The organism is Velazquezella soli (assembly GCF_977018685.1).
In genome coordinates this window covers 2,823,571-2,842,360 of record NZ_CDRNXF010000004.1, presented here as the reverse complement: position 1 = coordinate 2,842,360, position 18,790 = coordinate 2,823,571, and the positions used below count along the sequence as shown (strand labels likewise).

At 60.2% G+C, this 18,790-nt stretch carries 20 protein-coding genes; 12 read left to right on the top strand and 8 right to left on the bottom strand.

Annotation, left to right across the window (positions count from 1 at the left end):
- Window positions 1–3: 3 nt before the first annotated feature.
- Entirely contained in the window at window positions 4–582 is a 579-nt protein-coding gene (locus AC0JZ8_RS17395; protein WP_062453393.1) for a LabA-like NYN domain-containing protein, read from the bottom strand.
- A 279-nt stretch (window positions 583–861) separates the two neighbouring features.
- Between AC0JZ8_RS17395 and rpoZ the strand changes: the two genes are divergently transcribed.
- The 10 genes from rpoZ to AC0JZ8_RS17345 all read left to right on the top strand — a co-directional run bounded on the left by rpoZ (window position 862) and on the right by AC0JZ8_RS17345 (window position 9,333).
- Window positions 862–1,269 (top strand): DNA-directed RNA polymerase subunit omega, encoded by a 408-nt coding sequence (gene rpoZ / locus AC0JZ8_RS17390; RefSeq protein ID WP_062454756.1) that lies wholly within the window; start codon window positions 862–864, stop codon window positions 1,267–1,269.
- 136 nt (window positions 1,270–1,405) lie between these two features.
- Complete coding sequence (locus AC0JZ8_RS17385) at window positions 1,406–3,667, top strand: RelA/SpoT family protein (protein WP_113167359.1); 2,262 nt, start codon at window positions 1,406–1,408, stop codon at window positions 3,665–3,667.
- 159 nt (window positions 3,668–3,826) lie between these two features.
- Window positions 3,827–3,979: a DUF3563 family protein gene (locus AC0JZ8_RS17380; protein WP_082471869.1), complete on the top strand. Its 153-nt coding sequence runs from the start codon at window positions 3,827–3,829 to the stop codon at window positions 3,977–3,979.
- 188 nt (window positions 3,980–4,167) lie between these two features.
- Window positions 4,168–4,797 (top strand): DUF2062 domain-containing protein, encoded by a 630-nt coding sequence (locus AC0JZ8_RS17375; RefSeq protein ID WP_471893027.1) that lies wholly within the window; start codon window positions 4,168–4,170, stop codon window positions 4,795–4,797.
- 15 nt (window positions 4,798–4,812) lie between these two features.
- The gene (gene acpS, locus AC0JZ8_RS17370) at window positions 4,813–5,220 is read left to right on the top strand and encodes a holo-ACP synthase (protein WP_062453390.1); all 408 of its coding nucleotides are present in this window, start codon (window positions 4,813–4,815) and stop codon (window positions 5,218–5,220) included.
- Between the two features lie 200 nt (window positions 5,221–5,420).
- The gene (lepB, locus tag AC0JZ8_RS17365; protein ID WP_062454754.1) at window positions 5,421–6,176 is read left to right on the top strand and encodes a signal peptidase I; all 756 of its coding nucleotides are present in this window, start codon (window positions 5,421–5,423) and stop codon (window positions 6,174–6,176) included.
- The gene (gene rnc, locus AC0JZ8_RS17360; RefSeq protein ID WP_371816122.1) at window positions 6,176–6,892 is read left to right on the top strand and encodes a ribonuclease III; all 717 of its coding nucleotides are present in this window, start codon (window positions 6,176–6,178) and stop codon (window positions 6,890–6,892) included. Before lepB ends, rnc begins: the two co-directional genes overlap by 1 nt.
- Before the next feature lie 9 nt (window positions 6,893–6,901).
- On the top strand, window positions 6,902–7,897 hold the full coding sequence (gene era / locus AC0JZ8_RS17355) for a GTPase Era (protein ID WP_471893388.1): 996 nt from the start codon (window positions 6,902–6,904) through the stop codon (window positions 7,895–7,897).
- A 196-nt stretch (window positions 7,898–8,093) separates the two neighbouring features.
- Complete coding sequence (locus AC0JZ8_RS17350) at window positions 8,094–8,609, top strand: hypothetical protein (RefSeq protein WP_062453388.1); 516 nt, start codon at window positions 8,094–8,096, stop codon at window positions 8,607–8,609.
- Between the two features lie 208 nt (window positions 8,610–8,817).
- On the top strand, window positions 8,818–9,333 hold the full coding sequence (locus AC0JZ8_RS17345; protein ID WP_092661812.1) for a PAS domain-containing protein: 516 nt from the start codon (window positions 8,818–8,820) through the stop codon (window positions 9,331–9,333).
- A gap of 10 nt (window positions 9,334–9,343) precedes the next feature.
- On the opposite strand, the gene AC0JZ8_RS17340 is transcribed toward AC0JZ8_RS17345, so the two are convergent.
- Entirely contained in the window at window positions 9,344–9,736 is a 393-nt protein-coding gene (locus tag AC0JZ8_RS17340; RefSeq protein WP_062453386.1) for a hypothetical protein, read from the bottom strand.
- A gap of 221 nt (window positions 9,737–9,957) precedes the next feature.
- Here AC0JZ8_RS17340 and recO point away from each other — a divergent pair, with 221 nt between their 5' ends.
- Window positions 9,958–10,740, top strand: a complete 783-nt coding sequence (gene recO, locus AC0JZ8_RS17335) for a DNA repair protein RecO (RefSeq protein WP_192086791.1) — start codon at window positions 9,958–9,960, stop codon at window positions 10,738–10,740.
- Here recO and AC0JZ8_RS17330 read toward each other — a convergent pair.
- Together AC0JZ8_RS17330 and AC0JZ8_RS17325 are read right to left on the bottom strand one after the other, a co-directional pair.
- Window positions 10,721–11,947 (bottom strand): MFS transporter, encoded by a 1,227-nt coding sequence (locus AC0JZ8_RS17330; protein WP_430256353.1) that lies wholly within the window; start codon window positions 11,945–11,947, stop codon window positions 10,721–10,723. The genes recO and AC0JZ8_RS17330 overlap by 20 nt on opposite strands.
- Window positions 11,948–12,052: 105 nt before the next feature.
- A complete protein-coding gene (locus tag AC0JZ8_RS17325) occupies window positions 12,053–12,952 on the bottom strand; it encodes a DMT family transporter (protein ID WP_062453384.1) in 900 nt (299 codons plus the stop codon).
- Between the two features lie 278 nt (window positions 12,953–13,230).
- Between AC0JZ8_RS17325 and AC0JZ8_RS17320 the strand changes: the two genes are divergently transcribed.
- On the top strand, window positions 13,231–13,482 hold the full coding sequence (locus tag AC0JZ8_RS17320) for a hypothetical protein (RefSeq protein WP_139283842.1): 252 nt from the start codon (window positions 13,231–13,233) through the stop codon (window positions 13,480–13,482).
- A 61-nt stretch (window positions 13,483–13,543) separates the two neighbouring features.
- Here AC0JZ8_RS17320 and AC0JZ8_RS17315 read toward each other — a convergent pair whose 3' ends face one another.
- From AC0JZ8_RS17315 to AC0JZ8_RS17300, 4 genes are all read right to left on the bottom strand, one after another.
- Complete coding sequence (locus AC0JZ8_RS17315) at window positions 13,544–14,389, bottom strand: MOSC domain-containing protein (protein WP_471893026.1); 846 nt, start codon at window positions 14,387–14,389, stop codon at window positions 13,544–13,546.
- Window positions 14,390–14,398: 9 nt separating this feature from the next.
- On the bottom strand, window positions 14,399–15,049 hold the full coding sequence (locus AC0JZ8_RS17310) for an HD domain-containing protein (RefSeq protein WP_471893025.1): 651 nt from the start codon (window positions 15,047–15,049) through the stop codon (window positions 14,399–14,401).
- A gap of 8 nt (window positions 15,050–15,057) precedes the next feature.
- Complete coding sequence (locus tag AC0JZ8_RS17305; protein ID WP_471893024.1) at window positions 15,058–17,826, bottom strand: DUF2339 domain-containing protein; 2,769 nt, start codon at window positions 17,824–17,826, stop codon at window positions 15,058–15,060.
- Between the two features lie 82 nt (window positions 17,827–17,908).
- Complete coding sequence (locus tag AC0JZ8_RS17300; RefSeq protein ID WP_174195908.1) at window positions 17,909–18,757, bottom strand: mechanosensitive ion channel family protein; 849 nt, start codon at window positions 18,755–18,757, stop codon at window positions 17,909–17,911.
- Between the last annotated feature and the right edge of the window lie 33 nt (window positions 18,758–18,790).

The window sequence follows — 18,790 nt, the reverse complement described above, 5'->3', positions numbered from 1 at the left end:
ATCTCAGCCTTCGGCCGGTTCGGGAGCAGGCTCCGTCGGCCGTGGTGCGCGTTCCGATGGATCGCGGCCCACTTCGGCTTTCAGTGTCATCAGATCGATGAAATGATCGGCCTGCCGGCGCAGGTCGTCGGCGATCATCGGCGGCTGCGTCTGCATCGTCGAAACGACCGAGACCTTGCGACCGCGGCGCTGCAGCGCCTCGACAAGATTGGTGAAGTCGCCATCGCCCGAAAACAGCACGAGATGATCAACGGTCTCGGCCTGTTCCATCGCATCGATCGCGAGCTCGATATCCATGTTGCCCTTGATTTTGCGGCGGCCAAGGGAATCCGTGAATTCCTTGGCGGGCTTTGTCACAACCTTGTAGCCGTTGTAATCCAGCCAGTCGATCAGCGGTCTGATCGACGAATATTCCTGATCCTCGATCAGCGCCGTATAGTAATAGGCACGCAACAGATAGCCGCGCTTCTGAAAAGCCTTCAGAAGCTTACGGTAATCAATATCGAAACCAAGGCTTTTCGAGGCCGCGTAAAGATTAGCACCGTCGATAAAGAGAGCTATCTTCTCTCTTGGGTCAAACATATGTCTCCATCCCCTTCAAGCTGCTTGACCAAGGACCCGTCAAATGAAAAGTTGAGCCGATCGCTTAGGTATTTATCGGTTAAATTACCAGCTAATCATATAAATGTCATTTATGGTAGGATTCGCTTTTATCCAAGCAACCTTTCGTTGAATCTGGCCAGAGTCATCGCCACCACGGTCGGCGGCATGCGGCAGTCGGCATGAATAAACTTGAATTTCGCCGGCAATGGCTGTATCGGGCGTAGCAATTCCGAAAATAACGACCGCAAAGGACAGGCAATGGCCCGTGTCACAGTAGAAGATTGCATTGACAAAGTCGATAATCGTTTTGAGCTGGTGCTTCTCGCCAGCCACCGTGCCCGCCAGATCTCGCAGGGCGCAGCGATCACCATCGATCGCGACAATGACAAGAACCCGGTCGTCGCACTGCGCGAAATCGCCGACGAAACGCTGTCTCCCGACGACCTGAAGGAAGACCTGATCCATTCGCTGCAGAAGCATGTCGAAATCGACGAGCCCGAGCCTGATCCGGCAACCCTGATTGCTGCCGGCAGCACGTCGACAGCCTCTGGCAACGACGAGGAAGACGGCGCCGCGGAAACCGTCAATTTCGACCAGATGTCGGAAGAAGACCTTCTCGCCGGTATCGAAGGCCTCGTGCCGCCGGAAAAGAGCGACGATTACTGATTGATGCATTGTTTGGGCAAGGGACCGTTCATTCTCTCGCCCTAATCTGTCTTGATATCTATGATGGCCGCGCTGATCTGATGGTTGGCGCGCCATTTTTATTTTGTTGGACCCGGTATCGAGGGCATTTCACGGGATGATGAGGCAGTACGAGCTTGTTGAGCGGGTACAGAAGTACAAGCCCGAGGCCAACGAAGCTCTTCTCAACAAGGCCTATGTCTACGCCATGCAAAAGCATGGCCAGCAAAAACGCGCCTCTGGCGATCCCTATATCTCGCATCCGCTCGAAGTGGCTGCCATCCTCACCGACATGCATCTCGACGAGTCGACGATCGCCGTCGCGTTGCTGCACGATACGATTGAGGACACGACCGCGACCCGCGCCGAGATCGACGAGCTGTTCGGCGAGGATATCGGTCGTCTCGTCGAGGGTCTGACCAAGCTCAAGCGTCTCGATCTCGTCTCGAAAAAGGCCAAGCAGGCCGAAAACCTGCGCAAACTGCTGCTGGCGATCTCCGACGACGTGCGCGTGCTGCTGGTCAAGCTTGCCGACCGGCTGCACAACATGCGCACGCTCGACCATATGAAGGCTGAGCAGAAGGCACGCATTTCCGAAGAGACGATGGATATCTATGCGCCGCTTGCCGGCCGCATGGGCATGCAGGACATGCGCGACGAGCTCGAGGACCTGTCCTTCCGCTACATCAACCCGGAAGCCTATGCGACGGTCACCCAGCGGCTGGCCGATCTTTCGGCCCGCAACGAAGGACTGATCAAGAAGATCGAGGACGAGTTACGCGATCTTCTCGTCGCCAACGGCCTGCCGGACGCCGCCGTCAAGGGACGCCAGAAGAAGCCCTATTCCATCTTCCGCAAGATGCAGTCGAAGTCGTTGTCCTTCGAACAGCTTTCCGACCTCTACGGTTTCCGCATTGTCGTCGACGACGTCGCCTGCTGCTACAAGGCACTCGGCATCGTTCATACCCGCTGGCGCGTCGTGCCGGGCCGCTTCAAGGACTACATCTCCAACCCGAAGCAGAACGACTATCGCTCGATCCACTCGACGATCGTCGGCCCCTCGAGGCAGCGCATCGAATTGCAGATCCGTACCGAGATGATGCAGGAGATTGCCGAATACGGGATCGCCGCGCACGCGCTCTATAAGGATGGCCAGTCGGGTGGCGCCAAGGGCGACGATCTTCTGCCCAAGGAATCGAGCGCCTATTCCTGGCTGCGCCATACGATCGAGTCGCTTGCAGAAGGCGACAATCCGGAAGAATTCCTGGAGCATACCAAGCTCGAACTGTTCCAGGATCAGGTCTTCTGCTTCACGCCCAAGGGCAAGCTGATCGCGCTGCCGCGCGGTGCCACGCCGATCGACTTTGCCTATGCGGTTCATACCAATATCGGCGACACCACGGTTGGCGCCAAGATCAACGGCCGTATCATGCCGCTTGTCACCCGGCTGAACAACGGTGACGAGGTGGAGATCATCCGCTCGGGCGTGCAGGTTCCGCCGGCCGCCTGGGAAGAAATCGTCGTCACCGGCAAGGCCCGCTCGGCCATCCGCCGCGCTACCCGCATGGCGATCCGCAAACAGTATGCCGGCCTCGGCTATCGCATTCTGGAGCGCACCTTCGATCGCGCCGCAAAGACCTTTACCCGCGAGGCGCTGAAGCCTGCTCTGCATCGGCTTGCCCACAAGGATGTCGAGGATGCGATCGCTGCCGTCGGGCGAGGGGAGCTGTCGTCTCTCGACGTGCTGCGCGCCGTCTTCCCCGATTTCAAAGATGAACGCGTTACCGTGAAGCCATCGGCCGATGACGGCTGGTTCAACATGCGCAGCGCGTCCGGCATGATGTTCAAGCTGCCGAACCAGCCAAAGGCACCGCTGGAGGATGCCCAGACGGCCGTCAATGCCGGCGATGTCGTTGCGTTGAGCCCTGAACCGGTTCCGATCCGCGGTCTTGCCGGCAATATGCAGGTGCGTTTCGCACCGAGCGGCGCCGTGCCCGGAGACCGTATCGTCGGGATCATGGACAAGGGCGAGGCGATCACCATCTATCCGATCCAGGCGCCGATCCTGCAGCACTTCGATGAGGAACCGGAGCGCTGGATCGATGTGCGCTGGGATCTCGACGAGGCCAACAAGTCTCGTTTTCTGGCCCGTATCGACGTCAACACGATCAACGAGCCAGGCACCCTTGCGACGGTCGCGAAGACAATCGGCGGTCTCGACATCAACATCCGATCCTTGTCGATGGCCAGCAATCGCGCCGCCGATTTCTCCGAGATCGCCATGGAAGTCGAAGTCTGGGACGTGCGCCAGCTCAATCAGCTCCTGACGCAGCTGAAGGAACTGGACTGCGTTTCCAACCTGAAGCGTGTCTACGACTAGACCCCAGCCGATCGTCGACGCGGACTGCCTGTTTTGAGTGCGCTCCCTTTGAGAGGGTATGCATTCAATGCAGGGCTGGGAGGTAACCCTTGCGTTGGTAAAGCCCGCTGGTTCAGCCTATATCTGCTGCACCGCAACATTTACCGAAAGAGACGTCAGATGTTTACCTCCGTCCGCAAGTTCGCCCGCGTCCTGCGCGGCCCTTCCGTCCAGGAACGCGAAATGGCTTACCTCAATGAAGCCTGCGATCGCTTCGATCTCGAGCACCGCGTTCGCCAGATCGACCGTGGCATGTTCCGCAAGTCCATCTAATTCAATGGCATGACAGCGGCTCGCTCGTCTGTCGTGCAGTAGATCTATCCGGGGGCCGTGCGCGAAGCGGCCCGATGCCAGCGGCCAATTTTCGCCATCATCTTGGGCTTCCGCTACGAAGACCGTTTCCGAACTGAGATGATGGTTCTCGGATCCTTGACCGGACCGAACCAGAAAGAAGCTGCTTCATGCCCTTTCGGCGCCGCAAAGCCCCGACCTTCCGAGAAAAGCTGCATCGCGCAATATTCCCTCCGAAGGGGTTCCGCCGTGTGCTCGGATATTACCGGCTCAAGATCTTGCGCATCGGCGGTTCGCCGCATGCGGTTGCTGCCGGTCTTGCCATCGGCATGGTCAGCGCCTGGACACCCTTTCTCGGCTTCCACATCCTTTTTGCGATTCCTTTTGCCTGGGTGCTGGGCGGCAGCATGGTCGCTGCGGCGCTTGGCACGGCCTTCGCCAATCCCGTTACTTGTCCCATCATCTGGCCCCTTACGTGGGAAATCGGCCAGTTCATCCTTGGCCGCGCTGGCGGCGGCGAAGCGCGGCCGGTCGATCTAGCGGCGCTGTTTTCCCAGCTCAAGCTATCGGAACTCTGGGACCCGATCCTGGAGCCGATGCTGATCGGCTCGCTGCCTCCCGGACTGTTCTGCGGACTGCTTGTCTATGTCGCGACCTATTTCGGAATCCGCAGTTTTCGCAACAGCCAGACGGAGCGTCGCCTTGCCCGCCGCAGCGAATATCAGCAGGCCTATGAGCGGGAATATCAGCCGGGGAACTTGACGGCGCAGCCGGCAAACCGCAAGTCAGTCGATGCTTGAGATAGAGGGACTTTGATGATTATCGGCATGGGCAGTGACCTCATCGACATCCGTCGAGTTGAAAAATCCATCGAACGTTTCGGGGAACGGTTCACCCATCGTTGTTTCACCGATATCGAGCGCGCAAAGTCCGATCGTCGGAAGAACCGCGCCGAATCCTATGCCAAGCGGTTCGCCGCCAAGGAAGCCTGCTCCAAGGCCCTCGGCACCGGCCTTGCAAACGGCGTGTTCTGGAAAGACATGGGCGTTGTCAACCTGCCGGGCGGCAAGCCGACCATGGTGTTGACGGGTGGCGCGGGTGAGCGGCTGGCGGAACTTATGCCCGCCGGTCAGGAGCCTTTCATCCACGTCACGATCACCGACGAGTATCCCTATGCGCAGGCCTTCGTGATCATTGAGGCGCGACCGGTGGCCGCTCCGTGAGCGTACCCGAATTTGGCGAAGCGGTGGGCCATTGCCGCCGCTCTGTGAAGACGCTAAAGCATGTCCCGCAAAAGCGCGCAGCGGTTTTGTAGCTACAAGGTGCCACGCAGGAATGACCTGAACGGCGGGCGTGATCTCTCGAAGATTGCGGCACGTTTCACACAGGTAGCCATCCGCCGTGAAGAGAGAGATTGAAATACGTGTCCGATAACGCCGAGACGAAGCCGCAGAATGCCCTTTGGGAAAACATCAAGGTCATCATCCAGGCCTTGCTGCTGGCTATGGTGATCCGCACCGTCCTGTTCCAGCCCTTCACGATTCCGTCCGGCTCGATGATGCCGACGCTCCTGGTCGGCGACTATATCTTCGTCAACAAGTTCGCCTACGGGTTCTCGAAGTATTCGATGCCGTTTTCGCCGGACCTGTTTGAAGGCCGCGTCCTTCAGTTCAGCGAGCCGAAGCGCGGCGACGTGATCGTGTTCCGCCTGCCGCAGCAGCCCGAGATCGATTACATCAAGCGCCTGATCGGCCTTCCCGGTGACCGCATCCAGGTTCGCGACGGCGTGCTCTTCGTCAACGGAACCGCTGTACCCAAGCAGGGCGACGGCGCTTTCACATCCGACTACCGCTCCGATCCCGGCACCAACGTTCCAGTCTTCCGCGAGACGCTCGACAACGGCGTGACCTTTGACACGCTCGACCAGTCCCCAAGCTCGCGCGGCGACAACACCCGCGAGTTCGTCGTGCCGGCCGAACACTATTTCTTCATGGGCGACAACCGCGACAACTCGCTCGACAGCCGATTTGACGAAGGTCCGGGCATGGTTCCGGCCGAAAACCTCGTCGGTCGCGCCAGCGTCATCTTCTTCTCGCTCGGCAACGACACGTCCTTCCGCGAGATCTGGAAATGGCCGTCCAACATGCGTTGGGACCGTCTCTTCAAGGGCGTTCATTGATGAAACCGCTCTCACTCTCGGATGAAGAACGCGGCCGTCTCGAGACGATAATCGGCCACGTCTTTTCCGAGAAGCAGTGGCTTGACCGGGCGCTGACCCACGCCAGCGTCGGTCTTGCCAAGGATGCCAATTACGAGCGTCTGGAGTTTCTGGGCGACCGTGTGCTCGGGCTCTGCGTTGCCGAACTTCTGTTCACTACCTTCCGGTCCGCACCGGAAGGAGAGCTGTCTGTGCGCCTTAATCAGTTGGTCAGCGCCGAAAGCTGTGCCATTGTTGCAGACGAGATGGAACTGCATCGTTTCATCCGCACCGGCGCCGACGTCAAGAAGATCACCGGCAAGCGGATGATGAACGTCCGCGCCGATGTGGTGGAGAGCTTGATTGCCGCCCTTTATCTGGATGGCGGACTGGAAGCTGCCCGCGGTTTCATTCTGCGTCATTGGAAGGCGCGTGCGACCCGCGCCGATGGCGCCCGCCGCGACGCCAAGACGGAATTGCAGGAATGGGCACATGCCAAATTCGGTGTGACACCTTCCTATCGCATTGACGACCGCTCCGGCCCGGATCACGACCCGCGCTTTACTGTGACGGTCGAGATTCCCGGTGTTTCGCCCGAAACGGGCGCCGACCGGTCGAAACGTGCAGCCGAACAGGTGGCTGCCACCAGGATACTCGAACGCGAAGGCGTCTGGCAGAAGACCTCTGCTGAAGACTGATTGGACATCATGATCGAAGACAACACCATCGAAGGCAAAGACGAAGACGTAAACGCCGTTCAGCCGGAAACCGCGGTCGACGAGGCGGCGGCGGAACAGGCTGAAGCCGGTCCGACCCATTCCGGTTTCGTGGCGCTGATCGGCGCGACCAATGCCGGCAAGTCGACGCTGGTCAACCGTCTCGTCGGCGCCAAGGTGTCGATCGTCAGCCACAAGGTGCAGACGACCCGCGCCATCGTTCGTGGCATCGCAATCCACAACAACGCCCAGATCGTCTTCATGGATACGCCCGGCATCTTCAAGCCGCGCCGCAGGCTGGACCGCGCCATGGTGACCACCGCCTGGGGCGGCGCCAAGGATGCCGACATGATCGCGCTCCTGATCGACAGCGAACGCGGCCTGCGCGGCGATGCCGACGCGATCCTCGAGGGTCTGAAGGATGTGCATCAGCCGAAACTGCTGCTTCTGAACAAGATCGATCAGGTCAAGCGCGAGGATCTTCTGGCGCTTGCTGCTGCGGCCAACGAAAAGATCGACTTCGTGCGCACGTTCATGATATCGGCGACGACCGGTTCCGGTTGCGACGATCTGATGGACTATTTCTCCACGACCCTGCCGGAAGGCCCCTGGTACTATCCGGAGGATCAGATTTCCGATCTGCCGATGCGCCAGCTTGCTGCCGAAATAACCCGCGAGAAGCTCTTTCTAAGGCTCCACCAAGAGCTTCCCTACGCCTCGCATGTCGAGACGGAGAAGTGGGAAGAGCGCAAGGATGGCTCCGTCAGGATCGAACAGGTCATCTATGTCGAGCGCGAAAGCCAGAAGAAGATCGCTCTCGGCAAGAACGGCGACGCCATCAAGGCAATTTCGACAGCGTCGCGCAAGGAACTGACCGAGATCCTTGAACAGCCCGTTCACCTGTTCCTTTTTGTGAAGGTCAGGGAAAATTGGGGAGACGATCCACAACGTTTCCGCGAAATGGGCCTGGAATTCCCGAAAAACTGAATGTTTGACCGTTTTTGGCTTGCCGACTCCTTCCGATGCGTTAGCTTGATATCGGGAGAAGGAACTGCTGTGTAATTTCGAATGTTAGTAAATTCGGAAATGCTTAATTGTTATTTCCTAAAATACGCCGACGGGTTACGCTGGTTGTATTGAAGGACTGAGGCGATCTCGGCAAATCGTGGAGGTGGTGCCAGGCATGAGCGATATAAGACGTTTTGATGCCTTCAGTGGTATGGATCTCAGCGATGCGGTTGGGTTCTTCAGCTGGAACGTTCAGGAGAACAAGGTCTACGGCGATCAGGTCTTCGCATTCATCTACGGGGTCCCCTACAGGGACCTCGAGAGCGGCGCGCCGATCGAACAGGTCATCGTCAACGTCGACGATGGCGACAAGCAGCGCGTCGCAAAAGCCCTGCACGAGTCCATCATTTCTGGCAAAAAGTGCCATCAGAGTTATGGAATCACCCATGTGGACGGTCGCCGCGTCACGGTGACAGGGCAGGGACGATGCCTTCGCGACAAGCTCGGCCTGCCGTCGATCTACACAGGTTCCGTTACCGCTGTCGAAGTGGGCAGTGGTGCTCATTCTGGCGATCCACTCAAGACCCATTGTCTCGAGGCTTTGAAAATCGCCAACAGCCGCCGCCACGCGCTTGCGGCCCGCTACCTGTCCTCCGCACTCAACGTGCTGGATGGCGGCAAAAAAGCGTAAAGCATCCATGGTTCGGGCAAATTGCGGCTGCATCCTCCGGTCGTGCACGATGGCTGCAGAATCGCTCCCTTGGACATTCCTGTCAGCCAAAGGTCGCTCGTGATTCGTTACGTAGAATCCCGTAGCAACTTGTCATCTATCAATGTACGCGATTGCTAACGCGATGGTGATGGTACAACTACGCGTCGTATTGGCATAGGGAGCGGACATGGCACGCGGAACGATCGCTTCTGACGAAGCGGATCAAGATTTCATCAACGCGGTGGGGTTCTACAGCTGGAATGTTGCAGAAAACCGCGTCTATGGTGACGAGGTCATCGCCCATGTGTTTGGTCTCTCGATTGAGGACCTGTCGATCGGAATGCCGATCGACGTCCTGGTGCGCTACATCGACGAAGGCGACAAGCAGCGTGTGGCCAAGGCTATCCACATGGCGATCGTCGATGGTGCAGCCTACAATGCCGAATACAGCCTGACCCATCCGGATGGCCGTAAGGTTAGTGTTCGCGCGAACGGACGCTGTCTGCGCGATGTCGATGGACTGCCTTCGATCTACAGCGGCACTGTCATCGTGCAGCCAGCTCTCGCCGAACCGATTCAGATCAGTGATCCGCTCGAGAGCCACTGCCGGGCAGCGCTGGATCTCGCTTCAGCGCGCGGCCATGCTCTGGCCGCGCGATATCTGTCTTCAGCACTGAACATGCTGACGCCGGATCTCGGCTGAGACGGAGATCTTACTTCTTGCGCTCCATCAGCGCCTTAACCTCTTCGAAGCGACGACGATTTTCGGGTTCCTGCTCACCCGGGCCGTAGCATGTCTTCGAGATGCAGAAGCGCAGCAGCGTGAAGGGAGGTCCACCCTTGCCGAACTCGCAATCGATCTCGTTGGTGAAATCGGTCGGCTTGGCGTCCTGGCGGGTCGAATAGGTGAGACGTGCGCCCGGCGGATCGAGTTCCGGGAAGGACTGCACAATGCCGGTCTTGACGTCTGGAATGAGCAGGAAGTTCTTGGCAACCGCGACGCAAGCCTGTTCAAGCTGCGGCGACTGTGCGGCCGCAGGCGTTGGCAAGGCGAGGCCAAAGGGCATCGCGGCAATGATAGCGGTAGCGAGCAGGGCGTTTTTCATGTGATCTCCGGCAGCGTATTGCTCTTGGCTGTTCGGCGGAGAAATCCGCGGCGAAGGCAATTTGTTCCAGCCCGGTCGAGAGATAAATCGAGGGAGGCGCGACAGCCACACCTAGATACCGACAGAGCCCGCAAACCGTGCCGGAAAGACGCAGAAACCGATTCAGTCCCAAGAGGTTATACGGTAGAACTGATCAACGCAGACAGGAAGTTCACCTATCGATGCAGTGGCAGGACGAGGCAATCATCATCGGCGTGAAACGCCACGGCGAGACGAGTGTCATCGCCGAACTGATGACGCGCGAACGCGGCCGCCATCTCGGCATCGTCCGGTCCGGCCGCTCGCGCGCGATGCAACCGGTGCTGCAGCCGGGAAACCGCGTGGAGGTGGTCTGGCGCGCGCGTCTCGACGAGCATCTCGGCGAATTCAAGCTCGAACCGCTGCAACTGCGTGCAGCAAAGCTGATGGAAACCGCAACGGCGGTCTACGGTGTCCAGGCGATGGGGGCTCTGCTTCGGCTGCTTCCCGAGCGTGATCCGCATCCGCACCTGTTCGAAGCTCTCGATATCATTCTCGATGCGATGGATGATCCGTCCGATGCGGGCGAACTCTTCGTCCGGTTCGAACTCGCGGTGCTGAACGATCTTGGTTTCGGACTGGATCTTTCGGAATGTGCAGCGACAGGCACACGCAGCGATCTTGTCTATGTGTCGCCAAAATCCGGTCGCGCCGTGAGCCGCGATGCCGGCGCTCCCTATGCGGACCGCATGCTGGCCCTGCCGGATTTTCTGGGAGAGGGAGCATCCAGGACTGCCGACCGCGACGGCATGGCCGCGGCCTTCCGTCTGACCGGCCATTTCCTATCCCGGCATGTCTATGAACCGCGCGGAATGACCCAGAGTACCGCCCGCGACGGGTTCGTTCAGGCGGCGCTGAAGGCGCTGTCGAAAGCCCCTGACGATCAGACGCCGCAAGGATCAGGTATCATTCCGCCGGCTGCATGACCGGTTGGCGGTTCACCGTCTTTTCGCGAATGGGCCAGTGTACGGCCGCGGCAAACAGGCCGAACACGACGCCGAACCACCAGACCATGTCATAGGAACCGAGCCTGTCGTAAAGCGCGCCGCCCATCCAGACGCCGAGGAACGACCCCACTTGGTGCGACAGGAACACGAAACCGCCAAGCAGGCCCAGATGCCGCGTGCCGAACATGATCGCCACCAGTCCGTTGGTCGGCGGCACCGTGGACAGCCACAAGAGACCCATCACGGCGGCAAAGATGATGACCGAGGTCGGAGACTGCGGCAGAAGCAGGAAGGCCGTGACGGCGATCGAGCGGCCGATATAGATATAGGCGAGCAGATAGGGTTTCGAGTAGCGCTGCCCGAGCACGCCGGCGCCGAGCGAGCCGATGATGTTGAAGAAACCGATCAGTGCCATGGCGATCACCGCATACCGAGCGTCAATGCCGATATCGCGAAGATAGGCCGGGAAATGCGCGGTGATGAAAGCTACCTGAAAACCGCAGACGAAAAAGCCCGAGGTCAGCAACAGGTACGACTTGTGCCCGAAGGCTTCCCGCAGTGCCTGCGCCGCGGTCTGCTTGAACTCCGTCTGGTTCTGCGTGCCGGAGCTGGCATTGCCCCGGAGCGGGATGGCAAGCAGCGGAACAGCAAGCATCATCGCCGACATGATCATCAGACTGTCCGACCAGCCGTAGGCCGTGATCAGCGCCTGGCTGAGCGGCGCAAACAGAAACATCCCGGCAGATCCGGCGGCAGTGCCGATCCCGAACGCTAAGGAGCGCTGTTCGGGCGTCACGTTGCGGGCAAAGGCTGACAGGATCGTGCCGAACGAACCGGCGCCGACGGCAAGCCCCACCATCAGACCGCCTGACAGGTGCAGCATGGGAATTGATTGCGCGGACGACATAAGGAACAGTCCGCCCGCATAGAGGAGACCCGACAGGGCGAGCACGCGGCCGGTACCGTATTTGTCCGCTATCGCTCCGAAGATCGGCTGGCCAAGGCCCCAGGCGAGGTTCTGGATCGCCATCGCGAGCCCGAACGTGGTGCGATCCCAGCCCCGATCGGACAACATCGGCAGTTGGAAGAAGCCCATTGCCGAACGCGGGCCGAAGGTCAGCATCGCAACCAAGGCACCGGCCGTGATGATCAGCCAGGGCATCGATGCGCGCGCGGGGTTGGACATGCTTGCCTCCTGAATTGAGGCATTATCCATAGCCGCGCGGGTGTGAAATGGGAAACGACTTTTCCTGACGCGATGCATCACAACAGCTGATGCGACAAGCCTCTTCTACAGCGCGCCGGGCGGCTCGATCGGGGGCGGTGGGACTTTGCCAAGCCGCGATTCGCGCCAGAGCGTGAAGGCGCCGGCGCTAATGACGATCGCACACCCGGCCACCATGTTGATGGTCATCATCTCGCCGAACAGCATCACACCGATCAGGCAGACGAGCACCGACTGTACGTAGAACATCGGCTGTACCGCGACGGCGTCGACGAGCGAGTAGGCGCGGATCAGCAGATAGTGCCCGGTCATGCCGGTAACGCAAAGCGTCAACATCCAGAACCAGTCGGAAAGCGTGATGTGCGACCAGTAAAACGGACCGACCAGCGTGATCGCCGCAGCACCGGCAATACCCGTGTAGAAAAACGCGGTATCGGCCGTGTCGGTGCGGCTCGCGAGCCGGGTCAGCACCGAGTAGAGCGCAAACATCGTGGTGCCGATCAGCGGGATGACGATCCGGAAATCGAATGTCGCATGCAGCGGATTGATGATCATCAGGATGCCGGCAAAGCCGACGCCGATCGCGGTCCAGCGCCGCCACCCGACCTTCTCGCCAAGCAAGGGCACCGAAAGGCAGGCAACGAGCAGTGGCGTCGCAGCAAAGATCGTATGGGTGGCCGCAAGACCGACCTCGGCAAATGAGAAGATCGACAGCGCGATCTGGAAAACCAGAATGACCCCGCGGGCAATCTGCAGCCACAACCTGTTCGCGGACGCTGCACCTTTGACACCGCCGGACGAGCGACCGGCCACGATGAGCACGAAACCTGCGAAGGCCCAGTAGCGGATCATCGCCACGAAAATGGGAGGATAGGCGCCGCCCAGGTGTTTCGAGATGCCGTCCTGAACCGCGAAGATAATGACAGCAGTCAACGCGAAGAGAAGTCCCGTAGACCGAGATGTCATGATGGTGATCGATTCCAGTGCGGAGCGCGCAAGCGCCGCCGTGACGCCCTACGTTTGTGAGATCGGTGTTCTTGACCGGTTTTGACCTTTGTCAACAAACGCCGATTGGACATGTCTGCCATGCGGTGCCGTCAGAGGGAACCTTCAGACCCAGAAAAGGTATATGAGAAACTGCAAATAGTTCTGGAGACCTGCACTTGAGGTCTTCCCCGTACTGGCGACTGGAACATATGTTCTCAAGGTTGAGTTAGACTTGGGCAAGCAAATCAGGAGAAACGATGCTCACTGGGATGACGGAAGACCAGCGAAACGAATTTCTGGAGCGCATCACCGCGACCACGATTGCAAACCAGGCAATCCTGAAGTGTAGCATCAGCGGTTTTCCTTTGACGGCGGATAATGTTGTCGCCTTCGTTGGCGATTTTCTCGATCCGGAAAACCCGAACCTGCAGGAACTGATCGAAAAGATTGGTCACGCCATCGACGAGGTGCTGGATTGCCAGGGCCAGGCGATGCGCCTGGCGCGGTAGCACAGGACAGTTCTCAAGTCCGGAAAGGGGATGCGGTCAGGCAACGTACAGCCGCTTTTCCTTACCGATGCTTGATGGCCCAGGCGCCGCGCGTCGAGACCACTTTCACGTCGTCACCAATTGCGATCATGCCGCCGCCGCGCGGCACTGCGTTCCATCCGAACAGCGGGCCGGGAACGCGCCGGTCGGCCGACATGCGCAGGCGACCGAGTGCCGGCATCGGGTTGGCGACATCCCGCGAACCGGTCACCTGATCCTGGGTGATCATGATGCAGCGGGCGCAGGGTTTGACGAGATCGAGACGAAGGCCGCCGATCTCGATCGCCTCCCAATGGTCATCGCCAAAGGCGTCCCCGTCGTCGATGACGATGTTGGCGCGGAACCGGTCCATCCCGACGGCGCCTTCTCCATGCTTCTCCATGTCGGCATTGATCGCCTCGAGCGAGCCGGTGGTCGTGACCAGGACCTGGTATCCGTCGGCAAATGTGACCGGCGTATCGGGTCCTGCCCAGTCGTCGCTTGCGGTCCGCTTCGAACGTTCATCGAAGAAAACAAGCCGCACGTCGCAGCCCAGCCAGTCGCAAAGGGTCGAGTTGATATCCTTGTCGGCCAGCGCGGCGCTGACGATCGAATTCCAAACGACCACATCGGTACGCCGGTAGCCCGGCGGCCGGGTGACGGTGATCTCGCCCTTGCTCTCCATCGAAAACCGGAACCCGTCCGTGTCGGGCAGGACCTGCAACTGCGCCATTTCTGGAAGATCGCGCTGGTTGACGAAATGCCCCCTGGTATCGACCAGCATCAAGCTGCGATCGCCGGGTATGCCTGTGCACGTCATCTGCGTCTCAGTGAGCGAAATGCCGCGGCCGCTCTTCAAGGGGTAGTAGTTGATCTCGCTGACATGCATGGGTTTTCCTCAAATTTCATCGAGAAAGAGGTCGAGAACACTTTTCAGACGCTGGTGGCGTTCGTTTGCCGCCTGCCGGCCGGCCTGCGTCTTGAAGCCGTCGGCGAGCTTGAACAGCTTCGTTTCGAAATGATCAATTGCAAACGTCCTGTCGTCCAGCAGTCGATGCTTGGCGAGCGGATCGGCCGGATCGTAAAGCGCCGAACCCATCCGCCCGGCAATGTAGAAACAGCGTGCCGCACCGATCATGCCGATTGCATCGAGCCGGTCCGCATCCTGCAGGATCTTCGCCTCGATCGTCTGCGGCTCGAGATTTGCCGAAAAACTGTGGGTGAGTATCGCATGGGAGACCGCATCGATCTCTGTATCGCTCCAGCCCATCTCGCCCAGAATGCCCGCCGCCTTCTCCGCGGCAAGACGAGACGCCTGGTTGCGCAGCGGGGAGTTCTTTTCCACCGCAACGCAGTCATGCAGCAGCACCGCGGCTGCCAGCACCCGCCCGTCGCCGCCTTCGTGTTGATGAATGCGCATCGCATTCTTGAAGACGCGGGCGATGTGAGCCAGATCGTGGCTTCCATCGTCGCCAGCACTGGCATGCGGAATGAGGCTTCTGGCCAGATCCTGGTGGGGCGAAAAGGATTCTGCGAGTGACGCGGTCATGCTGGTTTCTACGAAGGTTCGTGAGAATCGTCTGTATTAGATGTTTCGCTCTTGTTGACCAGAATCCGTTGATAGAAAAGCCCGATTCCGATCAGAACTGCCCCCAGCCCGATGAAGGACAGGGCCCGCATAATGCCTTCGAGATTGGCCATGTCGATCAGGAAGACCTTCGCCACGGACACCAGCACCAGCACTGCAGAAGCAAGCCGCAGGCTCTTGGCGTTCCATTTCGAGCCCGCTACCAGAAGGCCGATGCCGATCAGGAGCCAGACGACAGAATACGCATAGGTTTCGGAAGCGAGAAAGCCCTTCCACTGGGCAATATTCTGGCCCTGGAAAAAGCGTCGAACCGAAAGCGTCGCCCAGAGAAAGCCGAGCAGGGCGCCCGAGACGGCGAGCATTGCCACATAGGGCGCTGGCCGCCGGCCGCGAGCCAAGTACGAGGTCAGTCCATAGGCGAGCGCCGGGAGAAGATAACCGAGCAGCAGAAGGTTGAGGACGGGCCAGGAGCCCGTGCTTTCGCCTGAAAAGAACGGATTGAGCGCAAACACATGCGCCGAGAGCACGTTCACCGTCGCGATCGCGCCGGCGATCATCGAGCCGTAGCGGAAGACCGGGCTCGGGCTTTTAAGGTCGAGCGTCATCAGAATGCCGGAGAAGCCGATCGTCAAGAGCGTGTAGATCGACTGCTCGCCAAGCGTCGGCGTGCGGGCATCGAGCACGCCGCCATTCATCGCGTGGCGTATCAGCACGGCAAGTGTCAGCAGGGCTGCAAGCGATGCCAGTCCCTGCAAAACGTTGCGGACACGGACATCGGGTGAATTGCGCAGCATCCAGGCTGCTACAATCGCGAGCAGGGTCGGAATACCGTAGCCCGGCAGCAGCGCATTGAAGAACGGCGTCGTGCCGAGACTGTCCGCGCCAACCAGCGTCGGCTGCCAGGCGATGCGGCCGAACACGATCGCGATTGCCGCCGCCATCATCCAGGGCAGGGCAGCCCATGTCCGCACTCGCATCGCCATCAGATAGGCAAAGCCGAGACCGGAGAGAAGGATCGTCGTGACGATGCCGTTGGTGAGCGCGTGCAGTGCCAGCGTGAGGCCCGCGAAGGAGCCGAGCACGGCGATATTCGCCGGCCAATCGATGTTGTCGCCATCGCTTTCGTCACGTCCGCGAAACAGCCACTCCGCCACCGCGAGCATCACAAGTCCGATGCCGATGCCATAGAGGCCGTGCGTCCAGTCGCGGAAAAAATTGCCGAAGTTCAGAAACGAGATGAACCCGATCGTGACCGGCATTGCCCCCATCGTAAAGGACCAGAGTACCGAAAACGTCGGTTCCTCATGCCGGAAGCGCCTGAGGAACCCGGCCCCGAGCAGCGTGAAGATGCCGCCGAGGAGCAGGAAGCCTGCAATCTCGTGGCCGAAAGCAGCAACGACAGGCGCGGTTGTGCCGGTCACCGGTTCGGGCATCACATAGGCGAGCAATGTGGACGCAACGGTCGCGATACCGGCAAGCGCGGCGAGCGCTGCAACCACGACCGTCCACACCCCGTAGCTGCGACTGCTGCCGACGGCGGCCAGCGCGCCGATCAGGGCGACGAAGACGAACAGCGGATGAAGAGAGCCCCCAGGCGTGGCGACCAGCATGGCAAGCGCCGAAATCGCGACCGTGACTGATAACGAGAGGGTGATCCGCAGCGGTGGCCTCTTCAGCAGCGCCCGCCAGCCGCCGCTCCCTGTCAAGCCGCGCGTATAAACGCGGCCGGGCCAGATGAGGATCGTTCCGGCAATCATCATCAGCAGCACCAGCGAAGGCGGCATCATGTCGATCGGCAGCGATTGTGACGTGTAGGCGAGAACCCAGAGGCCGATCCCGAAATTGGCGATCATCGGCACCACGGTCCAGCGGGGGATGCGCGAGGCGGCGTTCAACGCCAGCCAGCTCACGCCGAGAAACAGGAACAACGCGTTGACGTCCGGGTCGTCGGTCGTCACCAGAAGCGGCGTGATCAGCGAGCCGAGCAGGCCAAGCCCGGCCAGCGTCTGCCCGTGCAGCAGCGACAGCCCTATTGTTGCAAACGAAATCAGGGCCATCAGCATGAAGGCGGTGCCGGAGCCGATGAAATCGTAAAAGGCGTAGGCCGCGAAGGACGCGCCCAGCAGCGTGATGCTACCGGCGGCCGTCAGCGCACCGGGGATCATCGCATTGGCGTAGAGCTCCGACATCTTGGGCATTGCCCGACGGCGCACCAGCTCGCCGGCGGCAATCAGCACCAGGCCGAACATCGCTGCCAGCGACAGACGGGCACCGGGGCCGAGCAGACCGGCTTCGATCGAATAGCGGACAAGGAAGATGCCGCCAAAGGCGAGTGCCACGCCACCCACCCAGACCGGCCAGCGAGCACCGAGATAGCTTTCCAGATTTTCACGGCGGAAGCGCGGAGCGGGCGCGGGGAGCGGTGGTGTTTCGGCTGCCTGATCGGACGTCCTCACCTCGGGCGCCGTGATCTCTGCCAGAACTTCGGTCTTCGATGGTTCTGCTGCAGCCTTTGCAAAGCCCGTGTCGGCGGCCATCTCAGCCGCGGCTTCGGTGCGGATCTCGGCAAGCGCCGTCTCGGGCGATACGACCGTCTCGGAAGTGGCGGGAACGCCGCTCAGCAAGCGCGCCCGGACATCCGAAAGTTCTTTCTCCAGCGAAGCGACCCGGCCCGACAGCTTTCGCTGCGAGACGACGAGGGAGAGAATGAGAACGATCAGCAGAAGCTGGAGGATCATATGCTAGCGGGCTCGGTTGAGAAGGTCAGCGGACGTTATACCATTGGTCCGCAAAGAAAAGCCGATCTCCCCGTCGATACCGTTATGGGGTGTATGACGCCGGACCGTCGTCCTGCGCATCGGCCGGCACCTCTTCCTCGACCACCTTGTCGAAGGCAAGCTTGACGGCCTTGGTCATGTCGCGGCTGACCGCCCACCACTGGGCGCTCTTGATCCAGTAGCGCAGTGTCAGTTTGGCGCTGCCGGCATCGAAATCCGCAAGATAGGTGGTCGGTGCCGGGTTGCTCTCCACCCGAGTTTCCGACTTGGCGATCGACTTGAGCTTGGCTTCGGCCTCGTCGAGGCTCTGGTCGGCCGACAGCGTCACCGAGATCTCGTGCCGGCGCGTGTGCAGGCGCGAATAGTTGGTGATCGGCACGTTCCAAAGCGTCGAATTCGGCGCCAGGCGATAGACGCCTTCGGCGGTGCGAAGCTCGGTCGCGAACAGGCCGACATCGACGATCGTGCCGCTGACATTGCCCGTCTCGATCGATTCGCCGACGCGGAACGGGCGCAGAACCAGAAGCATGATGCCGGCTGCGATATTCTGCAGCGTGCCCTGCAGGGCAAGACCGACCGCAAGGCCGATCGCGCCCAGCGCCGCCAGGACCGATGCCGTCTGGACGCCGAACTGGCCGAGCACCATCACCACGACGATGATCAGCACCGCGTAACGGATGATGTTGGAGAAGAACTGCGCCAGCGTTGCGTCGATGCCGTTCACCCGCGACAGACCGTTATGCGCCCAGCGACTGAGCAGGCGGGCGGCGGCCCATCCGACGATCAGAAGAAGAATGGCGCCGATGACCGAGAATGAATACTGGATGCCGAGGGCTGTGAGCTGTGAGAGTGCCGTACGAGTTGCGACGACGAAAGCCGATGCCTGTTCCATTCGGGGCCTGATCCTTTGCTGTAAAGAGGAGGC